Origin of the sequence: Streptomyces sp. x-80 (assembly GCF_046549095.1) — a bacterium.
Lineage (GTDB): Bacteria > Actinomycetota > Actinomycetes > Streptomycetales > Streptomycetaceae > Streptomyces > Streptomyces celluloflavus.
On sequence record NZ_JAJPWM010000015.1, the window covers coordinates 1 to 19,373 of the forward strand.

Genomic DNA, 19,373 nt, shown 5'->3' on the forward strand with positions numbered 1-19,373 from the left:
GACGGGAGTTGAACGACGGCAGCAACGGAGCGGCCAGTCCCCACAGACCATCAGGAACCAGCCGCTGCGAAAGATCGACACCCACAAGCAGCAATGATGCCCCAGTTCACCACGTGAGACATCCTCTTAACCCCGGAAAATATTCCACCCCCTTCCGTTTTCGCATTGAGGGCCATCAGGGCCAAGGGTAATTCGGACTGGGATGGCTGCGGGAAGGGGTGGCCTCAAGATATATTTGACCTACCGTCATGCGTGACGGCGGGTTGGCCCGTAGTCTCGCCTCGATGTCATCCACCTGTTTGGTGTCTGTGCTATCGGGTCCCTTTTGTTGGCACATAATTCGATAGTAGGCTTGGGAGAAATCACTGCACCGCTTCTGCCAGAAGATTTCAATCAGGTCCGCCCTGTTTGCAGTCAGCATCTTGTCGTTGAACTTCGGAAGCACTCTTCCTGGCATTCCCGCGAGACTCGCCTGGAGCGCTCCACTTACCAGCTCAACGAACTTTCCCCTCGCTTCGAATCCCAGGTGACTAAAGGTGTTACCCGCTTGGTTTATGGCATTCATGTAAGCTGTGACCTGTTCCGTGTTGTTAGGCAGCGTTGATGCTTTCCTGCTAATCGCTTCAAGCGTTAGCTGGCGCCCATACGCCAGTTCGGATTCCAGCCTCTTCCACGCTTCGGTGAGAAGCAGCGATACATCCTTCTTCAGGCTGTCTCTGACGTCGTCCAAGAGCTTGGACCAAGCATTGCCTCGTGCTGCGTAAAGCTCCTCATAGACTCTACTTCTGAGTTGGTTGTTGCTGATTATGATCGCGGCTATCGACACCAAGCTCTTGGCGATCGAGGCGCCGATGTTGACTAGAGGAGCAACCATGACTGGCAGCGAAGAACCAACAAGTCCGATCGCGAACTTCGCTATTCCGACGGCAAGATCGACCCCATACAATATGATGTTAGCGGTATTGCCAGCGTAAATCGCTTCCTTCAGGTTGATCGCGCTGCCCACCTCTGAGGAGATGGCTGACCCCATAGTGCCGGCGGCGGCCTTCACGTCTCCCTTCAAGGCGGCTTCCACGCCTCCCTTTATGGAATCGAAGAAAAGCCCTGAGTGCTGATAGGACCGTGCGAACTTGGCAAGGAATCCCGCTTCGCCGAAAACTTCCTTCAGGAAGGGCGTGTAGGCCTGGCTGGGATTACCCAGAGCTTCTTTGAGATCGTCGGTGACTTCTGCACCGTTGAGGATTTTATCGAACTCCTGGCGCGCGAGATTCGCTATCTCCCGGTCGGACATCCCCACGAGTCCATCTGACGGTTTCGGCTGATCCTGAGGCCCTCCGGCCAACTGATTGACGACCTGTCGCGCCACCTGGAGCTGTTCGTTGTTCAGGCCCTTCTGGTCGAGCCTGGATAGCATCTGCTGTCGCTGCTCTTCGGTGATGACAGCCTCATCGGCACGCACCAAACCGCCGTTGGAAACCAACAAAGCGCCGCCTGCCCTCGGGCTGGCACCCGCAGATGAGGACCCGTCGAGGGCGTTAGCTGCCGGGAGTCCGGATACTCCCAGCATCGCGAGACACATTGTGATGGTTGCGGTAGGCTTCGCCGCCTTGCAGACGTACTTCATGAGAACTCATCTCGCTGAGTGGGAAGCGTGGGTGGTTCGGCTCCCTGCTCACGGAACCGAGGCTCCGAGACCATCCCGCCGCCGACGCGAGAAATGGAATATGCAGGACCGGAGTTATGACCCACAGGTGGATCCTGGCAAGTGGGCACGCATTCCGGAAGCTCTCCTCCTGAGACGTCGAACGACATCTCATGAGGAGAGGCAGGGTGTTGTTTGGTCGCAAGGCTCCTGGTGAGCCTCTTTGGTCCTGGTACTGGCAGGTCATCAGGGTGTGTACGGCTTTGATGGTCAGGCCGATGCGACTGGTTGGGCGGTGGGCTCGTCGTGGCCATGAGCGGGCTTCGAGGAGGGTGCAGGGCGCATTCGCCGGGGGCTCGGGGGCAGGCGTGATCGCGGTTGTACCGCTGGCAGTGGGTGGGGTGTTCGTGGTGTCCGTAGTAGAGGTGCGGGCGGTGGTGCCGGCACCCTGGTGGGCGCGGTTCGCGAGGGCGAGGATCTGGCAGGTGGGGAAGGCGTTGGGTGATGCCGTGGGCGCGGGCCGCGGTCAGATCGTGCGTGCGCCCGGAAGTGGCTGGCGAGAAGCGCAGGGGGTACCGTCCGGGGCGGCGATGACGAAGTCCCCTTCTCTCATGCCTGCTAGAACCTCACGCAGATCTGACACTGACGAGGCCAGGACCTCGACAGTCTCGTCCACGTCGCAGGCAGGCAGGTCTACGTGGAACAGGCTGCTGGGTTGCGGGAGTTGACGAACAGTCGGGATGTGCCTGCCGACGTGGCCACCCTGGCCCGGTACGCGGCTGTGTATACACGGCAGAGCCGTTGTGACGTGAAGTGTGTAGACGGTGGAGCTTGGCGTACTGGCTCATTCGCCGCGGTGCTGCTGTGCAGCGGCATCCCCATAGGGGTCTCCGGCAGGAGGCGTGTTCAAAGGATGCGTACAGGCACAGGTCAGAGCGCGCTGCACGTCGAGGCGATGCGGTGGAGGTCCGTGCAACTCGGACAGTGGTCCATGGATAACCGCCTCCTCCCGGCCGGGTGCATGCTTACAGTCGCGGGGATCTCGGAAATCGAACCACCGAGTCCGCCTGGCTTCGCGACACGTCAAAGTTAACAAGGTCATCAGCGAACGCCAGGGGTATAAAGTCCCGTCATCTGGGACCAAAGCCCCCAAGGAGGAAACACCGTTGGGGACGCACCGGGTGTCGTACGCGGAGTCCAGGACGGAGGTGAGGAAGCGGCCGGCGGCGCTGACGGAGGCCGGCGCGATCGGCTCGGTGTCGCCGTGGACCGTCACGCCGTTGATGGCCGGCCGAGCTCGCCCCGTACGCGATGACCGGCGTCGGCCGGATCTTCGAGGACCTGCGCGCAGGCGTCCTGGACGCCGACGACGAAGTGGCCGTCCTCCACACCCCCGACGGCCGGCCGCTGTCCGAGGCGCTGGTGAATCTGCGGACCGCCTACCAGCGCTGTGCCGCCGCCGGGCGGATCGGCGACGCCGACGCGCTCACCCTCGAAGGGCTCGCCCGCGCGCTGCCGTACACCCGCAGGTCGCGGGCCGCGCTCGGCCGCGCGGCCTACGCAGCCGGCGAGGACACCGCGGCGGCCTTCGACCGGGTGGACGGCTGGCGCCGCACCAACGCCTACGACCTCAAACGAGAGTACGCCGAGGACGCCCTGGTCCTGGTCGCCGCCGGCCTGCCGACCGCCCCGGACGCTGGGCCGTGGATCGAGGAGCCGTGCATACGAGCTTCGTCCGGTTCTGGCAGGCGACGTTCCGCCCGGACAAGCAGGGCCTGGACGGGGGTTCCGTTCCTCGCCGTCCTCCAGCACCAGCAGCTCTACGACCCCGCCTTCCCGGACCGCTGGCGCGCGCGGGTGCTGGCCGGTGTCGCCGGCCGGGCGGGCACTGCGGCGGATCCGGAGCGGGCCGCGCTTCGCATCGCCGCCGCCGAAGGCGTGGGCGTCGCCGGCATGTCCCGCCGTCAGCTGGCGTTCTGGCCCACCCCGCAGGAGATCCGGGAGTTGGCGCCGGACGAGATGCTGGTGCGGCTCATGGTCCGCTCGGCCCGCCTGGACGGAGGCTGGTCGCTGTGGCCGGCCAGCCGCGCCGAGGCCGCCGACCTACTGGACGAGCGGCGGCCACCGCCGAGGCGGTGGCCGCCGCGTTCGCCCTCAACACTGCCGCCGAGGCCGCCGATCCCCGGCACAGCACCGCGCACCTGGTGGCCGAGTGCATCGGCCGCCACTTCGCCACCGCCTGGGGGCTGGCGCCGGACGCCGGCCGGCAGGTGCTGGAGGCGACGGCCCGCGACCGGGCGTTTCGCGACTTCGCCGGTGCCGTCGAAGTCGCCCGCACCTTCTACCTCGGCACCCGCGCCGCCGCGACGGGCTCGCCGCCCGCAACCGGCTCCTGCTCGGCGGCCAGCGAGAGCCAGCGGACCTGACGGATCACCAGCGGGACGACGGCGGCCAGGGCAATCAGCAGAGCGCCGAAGGCCAGGGTGGAGCGGACCCCGAAGGTGTGGGAGGCCAGGCCCGCGAGGAGGTAGCCGAACGGGACCGGCAGGATCTGGCCGAGCGTCGAGTAGGACATGGTCCGGCTCAGCCAGTCCGACGGCACGCGCTCCTGGAGCAGCCCGGACCACACGGTCATGCTGATCGCCAGCCCGGTGCCGGCCGCCGCGGTCGCGGCGACCAGCAGCGGCAGCGGGGCGGCCAGCGCCATCGCGGCCAGCGGCAGCGCCATCGCCCCGGTGCCCAGGTACACCACCCGCCCGACCAGGCGGGGCTTCCACAGCAGCGCGACGCCGGCACCGGCCACCAGCCCGGCGGTGAATCCGGAGACGACCACGCCCCACGGGCCCGCGCCGCCCAGGAACTGGGCCCCGTAGACCGGGCCGAGCAACTGGTAGCCGGCCAGCCACACCGGCACGACAGCGCGGACTGGCAGACCATCACCCACAGCCAACGCCGTGAGCGGAAGTCCTCCCAGCCCTCGCGCAGGTCCGCGGTGAACCGGGCCCTCACCTTCACCGTGCCGGGCGCCAGCTCGATCCGTGCGAAGAGCACCGTGGACGCGGCGAAGGTCGGCGCGTCCCAGCGGATCACCCAGGTCGAACCGATTGCCGCGACCAGGACGCCGCCGAGCGCGGGACCGGCGACCTTCACCGTGTTCTGCCCGATCTTCAGCAGTGAGTTCGCCGCGTGCCGCATCTCGGCCGGGACCACTTCCACCACGATGCCGCCGGCCGCCGGGGGGAAGAACGCCGACGCAGCCCCGCAGGCCGCCGACATCGCGACCAGGTGCCAGACCCGGGCGGTGCCGGTCTACAGCAGCACCACCGCCAAGCCCTCGGCGACACGGTCGAGTGGGGCGTTCCGCCGCGCCGGAGACCCGCCAGGGTCCAGGGCGACCAGGAAACTCTTCGTCTCACCTCGTCTCACACAGCTCTCACAAACGAGAGCGCACGGGAGCACGCGAGAGCCTCTGACCTGGATATTCGCTGTCGCCACGTACCACAGCGGACCAGGTGGACATTACATAGGCTAGGAGCATGACCTACGAAATTCCGGTGACGCAAGCGCGGGCAGAGCTCGCGGATCTGATCAACCGCGTCGTCTACGGCGGTGAACGGGTCGTCGTCACGCGCCACGGCAAGCCCCTGGCCGCGCTGGTGTCCGCCGCTGACCTGCAACGACTCGAAGAACTCGGGCAGCGTGCGGCGGGCGCGGAGGAGCCGCAGGTAATCCGTACGGTCTCCGCGCTGCGGCCGCTGTCGTCCGCTGAAGGCGAACGGCAGCGGTTCGGTATCGCGGCGGAACACCGCGACCCGGCCGCCGGGGATCGGCGGCCGGGTCGCGAGAGCTGACCGTGCGGTGGTGCGGGAGGGTCAGGAGGTGAGCTGCCAGAGCGCGTTGGCGATGGCGTCGGTGTTGTTGTCCAGCGCAGTGTCGTCGATGTTCTGGGACGTGTCGCAGGCGGCGTGGTAGCAGGCGTCGAACGCCTGGCCCGCGGTGCCGCCCCACTTCTGCGCCTGGTCGGGGGTCTTGATGTAGTCGGCTCCGGAGAAGAGCCCGCCGACCGGGACGCCGGCGTCCTTGAAGGGGGCGTGGTCGGAGCGGCCGTCGCCCTCGGTCTCGATCTCGGTGGGGATGTTCTTGGTCGCGAACCAGTCCTTGAAGACCTTCTCCAGGCGGGCGTCGTCGTCATAGACGAAGTAGCCGGGGTTCGGTGAACCGATCATGTCGAAGTTCAGGTACGAGTCGACCTTCGACGTGTCGGTGCCGAGGGTGTCGAGGTAGTGCTGGGAGCCGACCATGCCGTACTCCTCGGCGCCCCACCAGGCGAACCGCAGATGCTTGGCGGGCTTGAGGCCCTCCCGGGAGACGGCGAGCGCGACCTCCAGGATGCCCGCGGAGCCGGAGCCGTTGTCGTTGATGCCGGGGCCGCGGCCGACCGAGTCGAGGTGGGCGCCGGCCATGACCGTCTGGTCCTCGCTGCCGCCCGGCCAGTCGGCGAGGAGGTTGTAGCCCTTGGCGCCGCCGTAGCTGAACTCCTGGAGCTCGGTGGTGAAGCCGGCCGCGTCCAGCTTGCCCTTGATGTAGTCGACGGACGCCTTGTAGCCGGGCTTGCCGTGGGCGCGGTTGCCGCCGTTGGCGTCGGCTATGGACTGGAGCTGGGCGAGGTCCGCCTTGACGGCGGAGACCGGGATGTCCGGGGCGGCGAGCGGTGTGCGGGCCGTCGCCTGGGTGGCTGCCGCGGTGCTCAGCAGGGCGGCGACGGCGGTGCAGGCGCCGGCGGCCAGGAGGGTGCGGCGAGCGCGGGGTGAGCGGGTCACGGTAGGGCTCCGATACTGGTGTGGGGGGTGGTGCGGAGCTGACTTTGTGCTGTCTTGACGCGTGCATGAGAATTGCGAGGGCTCTGCGTCACGTCAAGAGCGCATATCGGACAGGCGTGTTCGTGGAGCGGGCGCTGTCGCTTTTGGGGTGTTGCTGCGGGTTTGCCGGGGTCGTGATGCCGTGGCGTGGTCATCTGTCACGTGTGGAATGCGCCACTGCTCTCCGTGTGCGGCCGGGAGGTTCGCGCCCCGCCCGCACAGTGCCGGATGGCCGCCGCGCCGTCGCGGGTGGTGCGGGATGACTCGTTGCGTCAGGTGCGACAAGGGTGGCGCGGGATTTCCGTCGCGGTAACGCCGACGAAATTTCGCCGAACTAGCCTCCCGTCGCGGAGCTGTTGGCGGTCAGGCGCTGGAGGTTGGTTTGCCCCCTCTTTAAATACTGTGTGGTACATCTATCGATGCAGGTGTGTCAACGCCTGTGACCTGGGCGAATGAGTCCAGGCGGGAAGACTGTGAGGTGGAACGTATGCAACTGACCCCGCATGAACAGGAACGCCTGATGATTCATGTGGCGGCAGACGTGGCCGAGAAGCGTCGGTCCCGCGGGTTGAAGCTGAACCATCCCGAATCCATCGCCCTGCTGACGGCCCACATCCTCGAAGGCGCACGGGACGGCCGTACGGTCGCCGAGCTCATGTCCTCCGGACGCACGGTGCTCAGCCGTGACGACGTCATGGAAGGCGTCCCCGAGATGATCCACGACGTGCAGGTCGAGGCCACGTTCCCCGACGGCACCAAGCTCGTCACCGTTCACGAACCCATCAACTGACCACGGGAGAGCAGAAGATGATCCCGGGACAGATCCTCTACGCCGACGAGCCGGTGCGCCTCAACGAAGGCAGCCCGGTCACGCGCATGACAGTCCTCAACGCCGCCGACCGCCCCGTCCAGGTCGGCTCGCACTACCACTTCGCCGAGGCCAATCCCGGTCTCGAATTCGACCGCGCGGCCGCGCACGGCAAGCGTCTCAACGTCGCCGCCGGCTCCGCCGTGCGCTTCGAGCCGGGCATCCCCACCGAGGTCGAACTTGTCCCCATCAGCGGCAAGCGCATCGTCGTGGGGCTGCGTGGCGAGACCGGAGGTCCCCTCGATGGCTGATCTGACGCGCCAGGAGTACGCCGACCTCTTCGGCCCGACCGCCGGCGACCGCATCCGGCTCGCCGACACCGATGTCGTCATCGAGATCACCGAGGACCGCTCGGGCGGGCCCGGCCGGGCCGGCGACGAAGCCGTCTTCGGCGGCGGCAAGGTGATCCGCGAATCGATGGGCCAATCGCGCACCACCCGTGCCGAGGGCGCCCCCGACACCGTGATCACCGGCGCCGTCGTGCTCGACCACTGGGGCATCGTCAAGGCCGACGTGGGGATCCGCGACGGCCGGATCACCGCCCTGGGCAAGGCCGGCAACCCCGAGACGATGGACGGTGTCCACCCCGACCTCGTCATCGGCCCCGAGACCGAGGTCATCGCCGGCAACGGCAAGATCCTCACCGCCGGTGCCATCGACACCCACGTCCACTTCATCTGCCCCCAGCAGGTGGACGAGGCCCTCGCCTCGGGCGTCACCACACTCGTCGGCGGCGGCACCGGACCGGCCGAGGGCAGCAAGGCCACCACCATCACCCCCGGCGCCTGGCACATCGCCCGGCTCTTCGAGTCGATGGACTCGCTGCCGGTCAACGTGGGCCTGCTCGGCAAGGGCAACACCATGTCGACCGCGTCGATGCGCGACCAGCTGCGGGCCGGCATCCTCGGCTTCAAGATCCACGAGGACTGGGGCGCGACCCCCGCCGTACTCGACGCCTGCCTGGGCATCTGCGAGGAGAGCGGCGCCCAGCTCGCGATCCACACCGACACCCTGAACGAGGCCGGATTCCTCGGCGACACCCTCGCCGCCATAGCCGGCCGCTCCATCCACGCGTTCCACGTCGAGGGCGCCGGCGGCGGCCACGCCCCCGACATGATCGCGATGGTCTCCGAGCCGAACGTGCTGCCCGCGTCGACCAACCCCACGCGGCCGCACACCGTCAACACCGTCGAGGAACACCTCGACATGCTGATGGTCTGCCACCACCTCAACCCCGCCGTCCCGGAGGACCTCGCCTTCGCCGAGTCCCGGATCCGGCCCTCCACCATCGCCGCCGAGGACATCCTGCACGACCTCGGCGCCATCTCGATCATGTCCTCCGACGCCCAGGCCATGGGCCGGATCGGCGAGGTCGTGATGCGTACGTGGCAGACCGCGCACGTGATGAAGCGCCGCCGCGGCACGCTCCCCGGCGACGGCGCCGCGGACAACAACCGGGCCCGCAGGTACGTCGCGAAGTACACCATCAACCCGGCCGTCGCCCAGGGCATCGACCACCTCGTCGGCTCGGTCGAGGACGGCAAGCTGGCCGACCTCGTCCTGTGGGACCCGGCGTTCTTCGGCGTCAAGCCGCTGCTCGTCATCAAGGGCGGTCAGATCGCGTACGCGCAGGTGGGCGACGCCAACGCGTCCATCCCCACCCCGCAGCCGATCCTGCCCCGCCCGATGTTCGGCGCCACCGGCAAGGCCCCGGGCAGCAACTCCGTCAACTTCGTCTCCCAGCAGGCCCTTGAGGACGATCTCCCCGGGCGGCTGCCCCTGGCGAAGTCCTTCGAGGCCATCCGCAGCACCCGGGGTGTCACCAAGGCGGACATGCGCAACAACGACGCGCTGCCGCGGGTCCACGTCGACCCCGACACCTTCACGGTGACCATCGACGGCGACGTGGTCGAACCCGCGCCCGCCGCCGAACTTCCCATGGCCCAGCGGTACTTCCTCTTCTGATGCACCGCCGATGAACAATCCGGAGTACCACCGATGAGCCGCGCAGCGCTGCTCGTCCTCGCCGACGGCCGGTTCCCCGCCGGCGGGCACGCCCACTCGGGCGGCGCCGAACCGGCCGTCACCGCGGGACGCATCAAGGACGCAGCCACCCTGGAGAGCTTCTGCCGCGGGCGGCTGCACACCGCGGGCCTGGTCGCCGCCGGACTGGCCGCCGCGGCCGCCGCCGGCTGCGACCCGCTGCTCCTGGACGACGCCGCCGACGCCCGTACCCCCGTACCGGCGCTGCGGCAGGTGGCCAGACGGCTCGGCCGGCAGATGATGCGGGCCGCCCGCGCCGCCTGGCCGAGCGACGCACTCGACGCGCTCGCCGCGGCTCGTCCGCGCGGCGCCCACCAGCCCGTCGTCCTCGGTCTCGCCGCCCGGTCCGCTGGCCTGACCGCCCTCGACGCCGCGTACGCCGTGGCCTACGAGAACGTCAGCGGCCCGGCCACCGCCGCGGTCCGGCTGCTGAGCCTGGACCCCTTCGACGCCACCGCCGTCCTCGCGCACCTCGCCGCCGACCTCGACCAGGTCGCCGTCCAGGGCACCGAGGCCGCGCTGCGCGTCCCCACCGAGGGAGTCGATGTGCTGCCCGCGGCCTCCGCGCCGCTGCTCGACATCACCGCCGAACAGCACGCCGCCTGGCCGGTACGGCTCTTCGCCTCCTGATCCGCCCGCCGCGCACCCAGCGGCCGCTCTCACCACCGGAGTGACAATGCACCTCGACCACGGCGACTCCTTCCCCGAGCGCCACACCTACAGCGCCGCCGACCCGCACCGCGCCGACGGCAGCCGCCGCGCCCTGCGCATCGGCCTCGGCGGCCCGGTCGGCACCGGCAAGACCGCCACCGTCGCGGCCCTGTGCCGGGCCCTGCGCGACCAGCTGTCCATCGCCGTCGTCACCAACGACATCTACACCCGCGAGGACGCCGAGTTCCTGCTCCGCGAGGCGGTACTGCCCGCCGAGCGGATCGCGGCCGTGGAGACCGGCGCCTGCCCGCACACCGCGATCCGCGACGACATCTCCGCCAACCTCGAAGCCGTCGAGGACCTGGAGGAAGAGGTCGGCCCGCTCGACCTCATCCTGGTCGAGTCCGGCGGCGACAATCTCACCGCGACCTTCTCCAAGGGCCTGGTCGACGCCCAGATCTTCGTCATCGACGTGGCGGGCGGCGACGACATCCCGCGCAAGGGCGGCCCCGGCGTCACCACCGCCGACCTGCTCGTCATCAACAAGACCGACCTCGCGCCCTACGTGGGCGTCGACCTGGCGGGCATGGCGCGCGACGCCAAGGCCCAGCGCGGCGAGCTCCCCGTCGCCTTCACCGCCCTGAAGTCGGAGAACGGCGTCCAGCCGGTCACCGACTGGGTCCGCGAGCGGCTGGCCGACTGGACCGCGGGCCCCGCATGACCCGCGTGCTCCCCGGGCCGGCAGACCCGCAGACCGGCGCCCCCACGGGGGCCGGCCTGCGGGGCACCGCCCGTATCACCGCGCGGGCCGACGGGGACGGCACCACCCGGCTGCCCGTCCTGGACGGCGAAGGGCCCTTCGCGCTGCGCCGTATCCGCTCGCACGGGGACCGGGCCCGGGTCTGCCTGGTGGGCGCCATGAGCGCCCCGCTCGGCGGTGACCGGCTCGGCATCGAGGTCACCGTCGAACCGGGCGCGGCACTGGGCATCACGGCCGCCGCGGCGACCGTCGCGCTGCCCGGCCGGACGCCCGGACACGCCACCTACGACGTACGGCTGACGGTGGCCGACGGCGCGCGGCTCGACTGGCTGCCCGAACCGCTGATCTCCGCCGCGGGCAGCGATCTGCGGATGACCATGACCGTCGAACTGGCCCCGACGGCCCGCCTCGTGCTCCGCGAGGAGCAGGTCCTGGGGCGCAGTGGCGAGCGGCCGGGCACGCTGCGCAGCCGGCTGACGGTCCGCCGGGCCGGCCGCACCCTCCTCGACCAGGAGACCGCCTACGGGCCGGGCGTCCCCGGCTGGGACACCTCGGCCGTGCTGTACGGCCGGCGCGCCGTCGGGCAACTCCTCGTGGTGGAGCCCGAGTTCGACGCCAAGCCCGTCGAGGTGCGGCTGCTGGGGGACGCGGACGAGCAGGGCGGCGCGGGCGCGGGGCAGGCCGTGCTGGCACCGCTCACCGGTCCCGCCGCGCTGGCCACCGCCATCGCCCCGGACGCGCTGCGGCTGCGGCGCCTCCTGGACGAGGCCGCCCAGGGCGTCGCGGCGGGGTGAGGGAGGGCGCCGGCCCGGCGCCCTCGTCCCGTCACACCTCCAGTTCCGCCTCGACCCGGGCGAGGCGGTGCCGGGCCAGCGCGAGGTTGGCGCGCTTGCGGTCCAGCACCAGATAGAGGAACAGACCGCTGCCGTTCTTGCCGGTCACCGGGCGGATCAGGTGGTACTGCGAGGTCAGCGTGATGAGAATGTCCTCGATGGTGCCCTGGAGTTCCAGCATTTCCATGGTGCGCATTTTCGCGCGCACCACATCGGTGTTGCCGGCCGCGGCGATATTGAGATCCAGGGCGTTGTTGTCGCCGAGCGTGGCGAGCGCCATTCCGCTGGTGTAGTCGACCAGGGCGACACCTATGGCGCCTTCGACGGCGGACATCATATCGGTGAGCGCGGTTTCCATCTGAGTCATGGCAGATACGTACCTTTCGGTTTTCCGGGCCTTTCCCGGAGAGTGCGGCAGGCGGGGCGGGGCACCGCCGGGGCGGGGCACGGGGCCGGGGCCGGGTCACTGCCGCGGGACGGCGTCCACCAGCGCGCCGATGCGCGCGGCGGCCCGCCGGGCCTGGTGATGGAGCCTTCCGACGTTGGTGTCGGGGCTCGCCACGGCGGTGAGGACCGCGTACCGGCCGGCCGTATAGGCCGCGACGTACCCGTTCGCACCGCGCGTGAGGGATTCCTCGAACGCCCCCTGGCCGGTCGCCTCGGTGAGGCGTTTGGCCACCCCGATCGCCGCGGCGGTGAGCGCGGCCAGACCGTCCGGTTCGATGTCCCGCAGGTCGTGCGCGATGACCATACCGTCGGCACTGGCCACCATGCCGCCCCGGAGATGGCGTACCTGATCACGCAACGCGTGTAATTCTTCCCGTACCCGGGGTTCGATCGTCATCAGTCTCCTTTTCTCGGCACGTTTTCTGATGACGTGCCTCATGGCCGGGACCCGCGGCGGTTCACAGGTTTTCCTCCAGCGCCGTACGCAGTCGGACAAGGAGGGCAATATCCGGATCGGCGGTCTCGAACAATTCCGGTACCGGTAACTGCCAGGTCGGTGCGGGCCGTTCACCGGAAGCGGCGGGCCGGTCGGCCGGGCGGGCACCGGGGTGCCGCCGGGGCAGGGCCGCCGGCCCCCGGGGCAGGTGGACGAGCCCGGCCGCGGCGAGCCGGCGGATGTCGAGCAGCGTCACGAAGGCCGACAGACCCAGCACGCGGGCGAGTTCGTGCGGGGTGCGCCGGCCGTCGGCGCTCGCCAGCAGCCGGCGTTGCCGGCCGGTGGCGGGGGCACCGCCCGAGCGGGGCGGATCGACGGGGACCACCGGGCAGGTGTCCACCGCCGCCCACGGCTGCAACTGGTCGAGCAGCGCCCGGCGGTGCGCCGTCGCCCGCTGGAGCGCGGCGGCGCTGACGCGGCGTACGACGCCCAGCCAGTGGGCGGTGCCCGGGGTGAAGGACGTGGTCTCCGGCGGCAGCGGCAGCGCGAAGAAGGCGGCGTCCAGGAGGGCGGCGAGATGGCAGAGCTCCAGTTCCCCCTGCGTCAGCCAGCCCTCGCCGACGAGGTACCGGGCCCCTCCGTGGTGCGGACCCGCGGTGGTGCGGGCCGCCTCCCAGCCGTGCGCGGGCACCTTGCCGGACACCCGGAGCCGGGCGTCGAGTCCTGGTGCGGTGCTGCCCTCGACGCAGTAGACCGCGCCGTCGAGGAGGTAGAAGCAGCCGTGCGGGCTGCGCAGGGCGCCGGTGACGTGCTCGGCGGCGCACCGGTCGAGCAGCCCGGCCGACGCGGGCGGGCGGTCGGGTATCGGCAGGCCCATGACTGTTCCTTCACCGTTGGTGCCGTGCGGCGTTGGTGCTGTGCGGCCGGGCGCGGCCGGGGCGGCGGCGGGCTGTGCGGCGGGCATCCGGGGGCGGGCGCCGCCGTCAGCCCGAGACCAGCCCCGCCGCCAGATCGCGCAGCCGCAGCCGGGCGACCGCGAGATTGGCCTGCGCGCGGTCCAGCCAGAGGTAGAGGTAGGTCTGGCTGTCGAAGGCCGTGTCCACGAAGCGGATGAGGTGGTAGCCGCCCGCGGTCGTGATGATGATGTCCTCCAGCGGCGGGCCGGTGGTGCCCGCGGTGTCGAACGTGGCGTTGCGCGCCACGGCCTGGACCACATCGGCGGTGTCCGCGGCGGTGGCTTCGTGATCGGCGTGCGGCGCCCGCCCGGCCGTACCGAGCGTCAGCCCGCTGGTCCAGTCGATCAGGTCGGCACCCAGTACGCCGGGGATTCCCATGGCTTGGGACAAGACCTGGTCGATACCCGGCACGGGGGAGCTCCTTCTCGACGGCGCGGACGGGACTGCGTCGGACGGGCGGGCGCCGGACGGGTCCGGACCGGACCGCGGCGCCGACGGCATCGCCGACGGGCGCTCCCTCGTGGCAGTGAGTGGGAGAGCCTGCACGGAAGGTTAGTGAAGGCATGCAATCCGCACATGCCTTAAGGGCTTGTGCATGGCAATTGACGTGTTCTCGCCCTCTCGGCACCGGGGTTGCCCAGGCGGCACCCGCCGTCGGCCGCCACCGGGGCCACGGCCGGCCGGTGACCGCCCGCGCGGTGGCCCACCACGCGGTATGTGCGGCCATGGCGGCGGCGTGGCGCGCACCGTGACGGTGTGCCGCGCACCGCACCCGGCGGAAACGCGGTGACGGGCCGCGCAGCGACTTCCGGCCGACTTCGTCCGTCGCGGTTGACCCGGGCGTCCGTCGCCGGGAAAGACACCTGGGACGGCCGTCGGCGGCGCGGACACACCGCAGCCGGGCGGCGGCGCGCGCGGACAGCACGGAGCGGCGCCGCTCCTGGGGGAAGAGCGGCGCCGCGGTCCCGAGGGTCTCCCACCGGCCCTGTCGGTGGGAGGGTCAGCCGTTGCCGGGCGTCAGTGGGCGAGCATCGCGGCGATCACCGAGCGCCAGTCCTCGCCCGGCCGCTCGGCCAGGTCGGCGGCGAGCGTGCCGGCGCGGTAGCGGCGTCGGTGCAGCAGCTCGGGCGCACCGGGCGCGGCGTCCGTGGTGTGGCGGATCTCGCTGCCGCTGCCGAGGAGCCGGACCAGTTCGGCCGCGAAGCCGTGCCACTCCACATGGCCGCCGACGGCGTTCACCACCCCGTCCACCGGGCGTTCGGCGCAGTTGGCCAGGGCGCGTGCCAGCGCCGCGGCGTGCACCCACGGCGCCCCGTACCAGCCGAGTTCCGGCGACGGCAGCTCGATCGGCGCACCGGCCAGGGCGGCCTGGAACAGCTCGCCGGTCGCCCCCCAGCGCAGCTGGTCACGGAGCCGGGCGTGCGGCCCCCACACGATGGGTGCGCGCAGCACGCTCGCCCCGCCGCGCCCCTCTGTGCCCGCGGCGTCCAACAGCAGCCGCTCGCAGTCGAGTTTGGCCCGCCCGTACCCGGTGAACGGCTCGGCGGGCGCGGTGTCCTCGGCGACGTCGGCGACCGGCGGCTGCCCGTACGCGTCCACGCTGCTGACGAAGACGAACGTGCCCTGCCGCCAGCCGTCCAGCAGCGCCCGCATCGCCGCCAGGTCCACCTCGGGGGAGGTGAAGGTGCAGGCGGAGTGGATCACCGACTCGGCACCGTCCACCGCCGCCCGCAGGCTGTCCAGGTCACCGAGGTCCCCCTCGGCCACCTCGACGCCGTCCGCCGCGACCAGATGCGCCGACTCCGGCCGGACCAGCGCCCGTACGGGACGGCCGCGCGCCGCCAGCTCGCGCAGGACGAAGGCGCCGACACCGCCGGTCGCCCCGGTGACCAGCACCGTCCCGGGACGGGCCGCCGCGCGCCGGCCGGCTCGGGGGGCGGCGGCCTCGCGTTCCTGGGCACGCGCGTCCAGCAGTGCGGTGAGCGCCCGCGGGGTGCGGTGCTCCATCACGTCGAGGCCGGTCAGCGGGAGACGGAACCGCTCACGCAGCCGCTCGGCCAGCCGGACCGCCAGCAGGGAGTGACCGCCGAGCAGGAAGAAGTCGGCGTCCGGTGCGGGCTCCTCGCCCAGCAGCGCGCCGAACGCCGCCAGGACGGCCGGCGCCCGCGCGCCCAGTGGCACCTCCGCATCCCGCGGGGCCCCCGGCAGCCGCCCGTGGTCCACCGCCCCGTCCGCGGTGCGCGGCATCGCGTCCAGCACCGTCACCGCCGCCGGGACCAGCTCGGGTGCCAGCCGGGAGCGCAGCGCGATCCGCAGCTCCTCCGGGACGGGGACGCCGGCCGGGCCCGGCACCACGTAGACGAGCGGCGGCCGGCCCGCGCGCTCCAGCAGCACGGCCTCGGCCACCTCGGGCCGGGCCAGCAGCAGCGCCTCGGCGGGGTGGACCGGCGCCGGGTCCGGCGCCACCCGCGCGGGGCGGGACAGCGGCCGGGCGGGGTCCGCCGACACCTCCGTCAGCAGCGTGGTGAAGGTGCGCAGCAGCCGATGGGCGGCCTCCTCGTCCAGCCGGGCGCGGTCGTACTGCACCAGGCAGCGCGGGGCGAGCCCGTCCCTGGCCTCCTCGATGTAGAAGCCGAGGTCGAACTTGGCGGTGCCCAGGTCGATGTCGACGGCTTCGCTCTCGGTCCCGGGCAGCCGCAGCGCGACGGGCTCCCGCAGCACGTCGGCGGTGACCGACAGCAGCGGGTTGCCGTCCTGGTCGCGGGCCGCGCCGCCCAGCCGCTCCACGATCAGGTCGAACGGCACATCGCGGTGGAGCTGCGCCTCCAGCAACGCGTCCCGGACCCGTGCCAGCAGTTCGCCGAAGTCCGCGGCGCCGGTCAGCTCGGCGCGTACCGGGAGCGTGTTGACGCAGAGCCCGACCAGGTCGCGCAGCCCGGGGCGGTCGCGGTGGCTGCTGGCGCAGCCGATCACCAGGTCCTCGCGGCCGGTGGCGTCCAGCAGCGTGGCGAACGCCCCGGCGAGCGCGACCATGAAGAGCGTGGCGCGGTGCTGTGCGCCCGTCGCGCGCAGACCGTCCAGGACCGCGGGCGACAGCGGCTCGGCGAGCACCCGGCCCTGCCCGCGCGGTACGGCACCGGCCGGTGCGGACGGCGCGGGCAGCGGCACCGGGCGGGCCCCGGCGAGGCGGGTGAGCCAGTACTCCAGACCGTCTTCGAGCACCGCCACATCCGCCTGCTCGCGGCGGGCGTAGTCGCGGTACCGCGGGGCGGGCCCGTCGGGACCCGCCGGTGCGCCGCCGTCGGCCGCGGCCCGGTAGAGCGCGCCGAGTTCCCGCCCGACGACGTCCAGCGAACCGCCGTCGATCGCGATGTGATGCAGCGTCAGGACGAGGGTGTGATCCTGTGGCGCGTGCCGTACGGCCAGCGCGCGCAGCACCGGTCCGGTGGCCAGGTCGAAGGGGCGGGCGGCGGCCTCGTACAGCTGGCGCCCGACGTCCTCGGCGGCGTCCACCACCTGGACCGGCACCGGGGCGGGGGCGTCGATCTCCTGGTACGGCTCGCCGTCGTGCTGCCCGTACCGGGTGCGCAGCACCTCGTGCCGCTCGGTGAGCGCGGTCAGCGCCCGGCCGAGGGCGTCGATGTCGAGCGGGCCGCGCAGCCGGGCGGCGAACGGCACGTGGTACCGGGCGCCGCCCTGGCCGAGCCGGTCCATCAGCCACATCCGGCGCTGGGCGTACGAGAGCGGTACCGGGCCGGTCACGTCGGCGGCGGACGCGGTGGCGCCGGCATCGGCCGCGGGGGTTTCGGCACGCCGCTTGCGGGCGAGCCGGAGCAGCGCCTCCTGGCGGGCAGCGTCGTCCGGGGCGGTCGTCATCGGTCTGTCTCCAAGGCGGCCGGGGCGTCCGGGCCGTTCAGGACGCCTGCGCGGGCGTCGGTGTGCCGGGCGGTGTCGTGCGGGGCTTCGCCGGGGCCGTCCTCGTCCGCGGCCAGCAGGGCCTGTTCGACGAGTTCCGCCTGTCCGGCGACGGTGGGGGCGGTCATGAACGCGGTGAGGGTCAGGGATACGCCGAGGTCCTCGCGCAGTTCCTCGACGACGCCCAGCGCCAGCAGCGAGTGGCCGCCCAGGGCGAAGAAGTTCGCGTCCGGCCGGGTCACTTCGAGGTCCAGCGCCTGGCTCCACAGCTCGGCCACGGCCTGCTGGATCGGGGACAGGGCGGCCGTCGCGGGCGCGGCATCCGGGCCCGGTGCGGCGGCCGGGGCGTCACCGGCGCCGGACACCGTGCGGTCGGCCAGCGCCCGCCGGTCGATCTTGCCGGTACCGGTCAGCGGCAGTTCCGCCACCACCGGCCAGGCGTTGGGCACCATGTGCGGCGGCAGCTGACTCTCCAGGTGGGCGCGGAGCGTGGCGGCGTCGGGGGCCGCGCCGTCCGCCGGGACGACGAAGGCGATCAGCCGCGCGTCGTCGGGCTGCGGCCGCTGGACGACCACGGCCGCGTTCGCCACCTGCGGATGGGTGCGCAGCACATGCTCGATCTCGCCCGGTTCGATCCGGAAGCCGCGGACCTTGACCTGGTCATCGACCCGGCCGTGGAAGTCCAGGACGCCGTCGGGGCGGGCGGAGACCAGGTCGCCGCTGCCGTAGATCCGCCCGGCGGACGGATGGTCGCGGAAGCGCTCGGCGGTGAGTCCGGGCTGCCCGAGATAGCCGTGGGCGAGCCGGGGCCCGCCGATCCACAGCTCACCACGGGCCCCGGCCGGCACCGGCTCGCCGTCCGCGTCCAGGACGAGCGCGGTCGCCCCGGCGCACGGCCGGCCGATGGGCGGCGGGCCGTCGCAGTCGGCGTCGGTGACACGGTGGGCGGTGGCGAAGGTGGTGGCCTCGGTCGGTCCGTACCCGTTCACCAGCTCCAGCCAGGGGTGGCGGCGGAGCACCGCGCGGGCGTGCCGCGCGGAGAGCGCCTCACCGCCGACGAGCACACTGCGCAGCACGCCGAAGAGCGGCGACTGCCGTGCGACGAGGTGGTGGAAGAGCGCGGCGGTCAGCACGGTCACGGTGGCGCCCAGCCGCTCCGTGTCCCGGGCCAGACCGTCCAGCGAGAGCCGGTCGGCGGTGGAGACCGCCACCGCCGCACCGTTGGCCAGCGGGCCCCACACCTCGAACGTGGCGGCGTCGAAGGTCACCGGCGAGTGGAAGAGCACCCGGTCGCGCGCGGTGAGCGTCACATAGTCGGGCTCGGCGACCAGTTCCGCGACCCCGCGCTGGGTGACGGCCACCGCCTTGGGGCGGCCGGTCGACCCGGACGTGAACATCACATACGCGACGGCGTCGGGGTCGTACGGCGCGAACGGGCCGAAGCGGTCGAAGGGTTCGAGCGGTTGGCCCGGGGCGTCGGGGCCGGCCGTCTCCGCGGAGTCCGGCTTGGCCTCGGGCAGCTCCAGTGCCCGGTCCGCCGGGATACCCGCGGCCTCCAGCAGGGCCGGTTCGCCGACCGTGAGCACGGCGTCGGTGTCGGCGAGCATCGCGTGCAGCCGCGGCCGCGGGTAGAGGGGATCCATCGGCACGTAGTGGCCACCGGCCCACCAGACGGCCAGCTGGGCGATGACGGTACGCGGGGAGTTCGGCAGCAGCAGACCGACGGCGGCCCCGGGGCGTACCCCGCGGGCCCGCAGGGCAGCCGCGAGACGGCCGGCCGCCTCCATCAACGCGTGGTAAGTCAGGGCCGTTTCGGTGTCGAGGACGGCGAGGGCGTGCGGGGTGGCCCGCGCGTGACCGGCCACCAGGCCCAGCGTGCCGGCGGCGGCCGGTCCGGGCGCGGGGCGGGGCGGGAGGGGGCTGGGGCTGGGGCTGGGGGACTGGGACACGGCGGACTCTCTCT

Annotated in this window: 17 protein-coding genes and 2 pseudogenes; 9 read left to right on the forward strand and 10 right to left on the reverse strand. The window is 71.8% G+C overall.

Annotated features, from left to right (window positions below):
• Positions 1-175: 175 nt before the first annotated feature.
• A complete protein-coding gene (locus ACLJWH_RS27340) occupies positions 176-1,624 on the reverse strand; it encodes a hypothetical protein (RefSeq protein WP_411144420.1) in 1,449 nt (482 codons plus the stop codon).
• A gap of 1,359 nt (positions 1,625-2,983) precedes the next feature.
• Here ACLJWH_RS27340 and ACLJWH_RS27345 point away from each other — a divergent pair.
• A pseudogene (locus tag ACLJWH_RS27345) lies at positions 2,984-3,115 on the forward strand (TfuA-like protein); the annotation flags it as partial.
• Positions 3,116-3,714: 599 nt separating this feature from the next.
• The gene (locus ACLJWH_RS27350) at positions 3,715-4,068 is read left to right on the forward strand and encodes a hypothetical protein (protein ID WP_411144614.1); all 354 of its coding nucleotides are present in this window, start codon (positions 3,715-3,717) and stop codon (positions 4,066-4,068) included.
• On the opposite strand, the gene ACLJWH_RS27355 is transcribed toward ACLJWH_RS27350, so the two are convergent.
• Together ACLJWH_RS27355 and ACLJWH_RS27360 are read right to left on the reverse strand one after the other, a co-directional pair.
• Positions 3,984-4,592, reverse strand: a complete 609-nt coding sequence (locus tag ACLJWH_RS27355) for a hypothetical protein (RefSeq protein ID WP_411144615.1) — start codon at positions 4,590-4,592, stop codon at positions 3,984-3,986. The two genes, ACLJWH_RS27350 and ACLJWH_RS27355, sit on opposite strands and share 85 nt — an antisense overlap.
• A gap of 38 nt (positions 4,593-4,630) precedes the next feature.
• Positions 4,631-4,918 (reverse strand): annotated as a pseudogene (locus ACLJWH_RS27360) (MFS transporter); the annotation flags it as partial.
• Between the two features lie 260 nt (positions 4,919-5,178).
• On the opposite strand from ACLJWH_RS27360, the gene ACLJWH_RS27365 reads away from it, so the two are divergent.
• On the forward strand, positions 5,179-5,493 hold the full coding sequence (locus tag ACLJWH_RS27365) for a type II toxin-antitoxin system Phd/YefM family antitoxin (protein ID WP_411144421.1): 315 nt from the start codon (positions 5,179-5,181) through the stop codon (positions 5,491-5,493).
• A gap of 21 nt (positions 5,494-5,514) precedes the next feature.
• On the opposite strand, the gene ACLJWH_RS27370 is transcribed toward ACLJWH_RS27365, so the two are convergent.
• Positions 5,515-6,462: a M28 family metallopeptidase gene (locus ACLJWH_RS27370; protein WP_411144422.1), complete on the reverse strand. Its 948-nt coding sequence runs from the start codon at positions 6,460-6,462 to the stop codon at positions 5,515-5,517.
• Positions 6,463-6,988: 526 nt separating this feature from the next.
• Here ACLJWH_RS27370 and ACLJWH_RS27375 point away from each other — a divergent pair.
• From ACLJWH_RS27375 to ACLJWH_RS27400, 6 genes are read left to right on the forward strand one after another with little or no spacing between them, the layout of a single operon-like run.
• Complete coding sequence (locus tag ACLJWH_RS27375; RefSeq protein ID WP_094790881.1) at positions 6,989-7,291, forward strand: urease subunit gamma; 303 nt, start codon at positions 6,989-6,991, stop codon at positions 7,289-7,291.
• A 17-nt stretch (positions 7,292-7,308) separates the two neighbouring features.
• On the forward strand, positions 7,309-7,620 hold the full coding sequence (locus tag ACLJWH_RS27380; RefSeq protein WP_411144423.1) for an urease subunit beta: 312 nt from the start codon (positions 7,309-7,311) through the stop codon (positions 7,618-7,620).
• Complete coding sequence (locus ACLJWH_RS27385; protein WP_411144424.1) at positions 7,613-9,334, forward strand: urease subunit alpha; 1,722 nt, start codon at positions 7,613-7,615, stop codon at positions 9,332-9,334. The genes ACLJWH_RS27380 and ACLJWH_RS27385 overlap by 8 nt, the downstream gene beginning before the upstream one ends.
• Before the next feature lie 33 nt (positions 9,335-9,367).
• Entirely contained in the window at positions 9,368-10,042 is a 675-nt protein-coding gene (locus ACLJWH_RS27390) for an urease accessory protein UreF (RefSeq protein WP_411144425.1), read from the forward strand.
• Between the two features lie 46 nt (positions 10,043-10,088).
• Positions 10,089-10,784, forward strand: coding sequence for an urease accessory protein UreG (gene ureG / locus ACLJWH_RS27395; RefSeq protein WP_411144426.1), 696 nt, complete (start codon positions 10,089-10,091; stop codon positions 10,782-10,784).
• Positions 10,781-11,617 (forward strand): urease accessory protein UreD, encoded by an 837-nt coding sequence (locus tag ACLJWH_RS27400; RefSeq protein WP_411144427.1) that lies wholly within the window; start codon positions 10,781-10,783, stop codon positions 11,615-11,617. The genes ureG and ACLJWH_RS27400 overlap by 4 nt, the downstream gene beginning before the upstream one ends.
• A 31-nt stretch (positions 11,618-11,648) precedes the next feature.
• Here the strand turns inward: ACLJWH_RS27400 and ACLJWH_RS27405 are convergent, their stop codons facing one another.
• The 6 genes from ACLJWH_RS27405 to ACLJWH_RS27430 all read right to left on the reverse strand — a co-directional run bounded on the left by ACLJWH_RS27405 (position 11,649) and on the right by ACLJWH_RS27430 (position 19,359).
• The gene (locus tag ACLJWH_RS27405) at positions 11,649-12,023 is read right to left on the reverse strand and encodes a hypothetical protein (protein ID WP_411144428.1); all 375 of its coding nucleotides are present in this window, start codon (positions 12,021-12,023) and stop codon (positions 11,649-11,651) included.
• A gap of 96 nt (positions 12,024-12,119) precedes the next feature.
• Positions 12,120-12,500 (reverse strand): roadblock/LC7 domain-containing protein, encoded by a 381-nt coding sequence (locus tag ACLJWH_RS27410; protein ID WP_411144429.1) that lies wholly within the window; start codon positions 12,498-12,500, stop codon positions 12,120-12,122.
• A 61-nt stretch (positions 12,501-12,561) separates the two neighbouring features.
• The gene (locus tag ACLJWH_RS27415) at positions 12,562-13,416 is read right to left on the reverse strand and encodes a hypothetical protein (RefSeq protein WP_411144430.1); all 855 of its coding nucleotides are present in this window, start codon (positions 13,414-13,416) and stop codon (positions 12,562-12,564) included.
• Positions 13,417-13,522: 106 nt separating this feature from the next.
• Entirely contained in the window at positions 13,523-13,906 is a 384-nt protein-coding gene (locus ACLJWH_RS27420; protein WP_411144431.1) for a hypothetical protein, read from the reverse strand.
• 606 nt (positions 13,907-14,512) lie between these two features.
• Positions 14,513-17,371, reverse strand: a complete 2,859-nt coding sequence (locus tag ACLJWH_RS27425; RefSeq protein WP_411144432.1) for a condensation domain-containing protein — start codon at positions 17,369-17,371, stop codon at positions 14,513-14,515.
• Complete coding sequence (locus ACLJWH_RS27430; protein ID WP_411144433.1) at positions 17,368-19,359, reverse strand: non-ribosomal peptide synthetase; 1,992 nt, start codon at positions 19,357-19,359, stop codon at positions 17,368-17,370. The genes ACLJWH_RS27425 and ACLJWH_RS27430 overlap by 4 nt, the downstream gene beginning before the upstream one ends.
• Positions 19,360-19,373 lie beyond the last annotated feature (14 nt).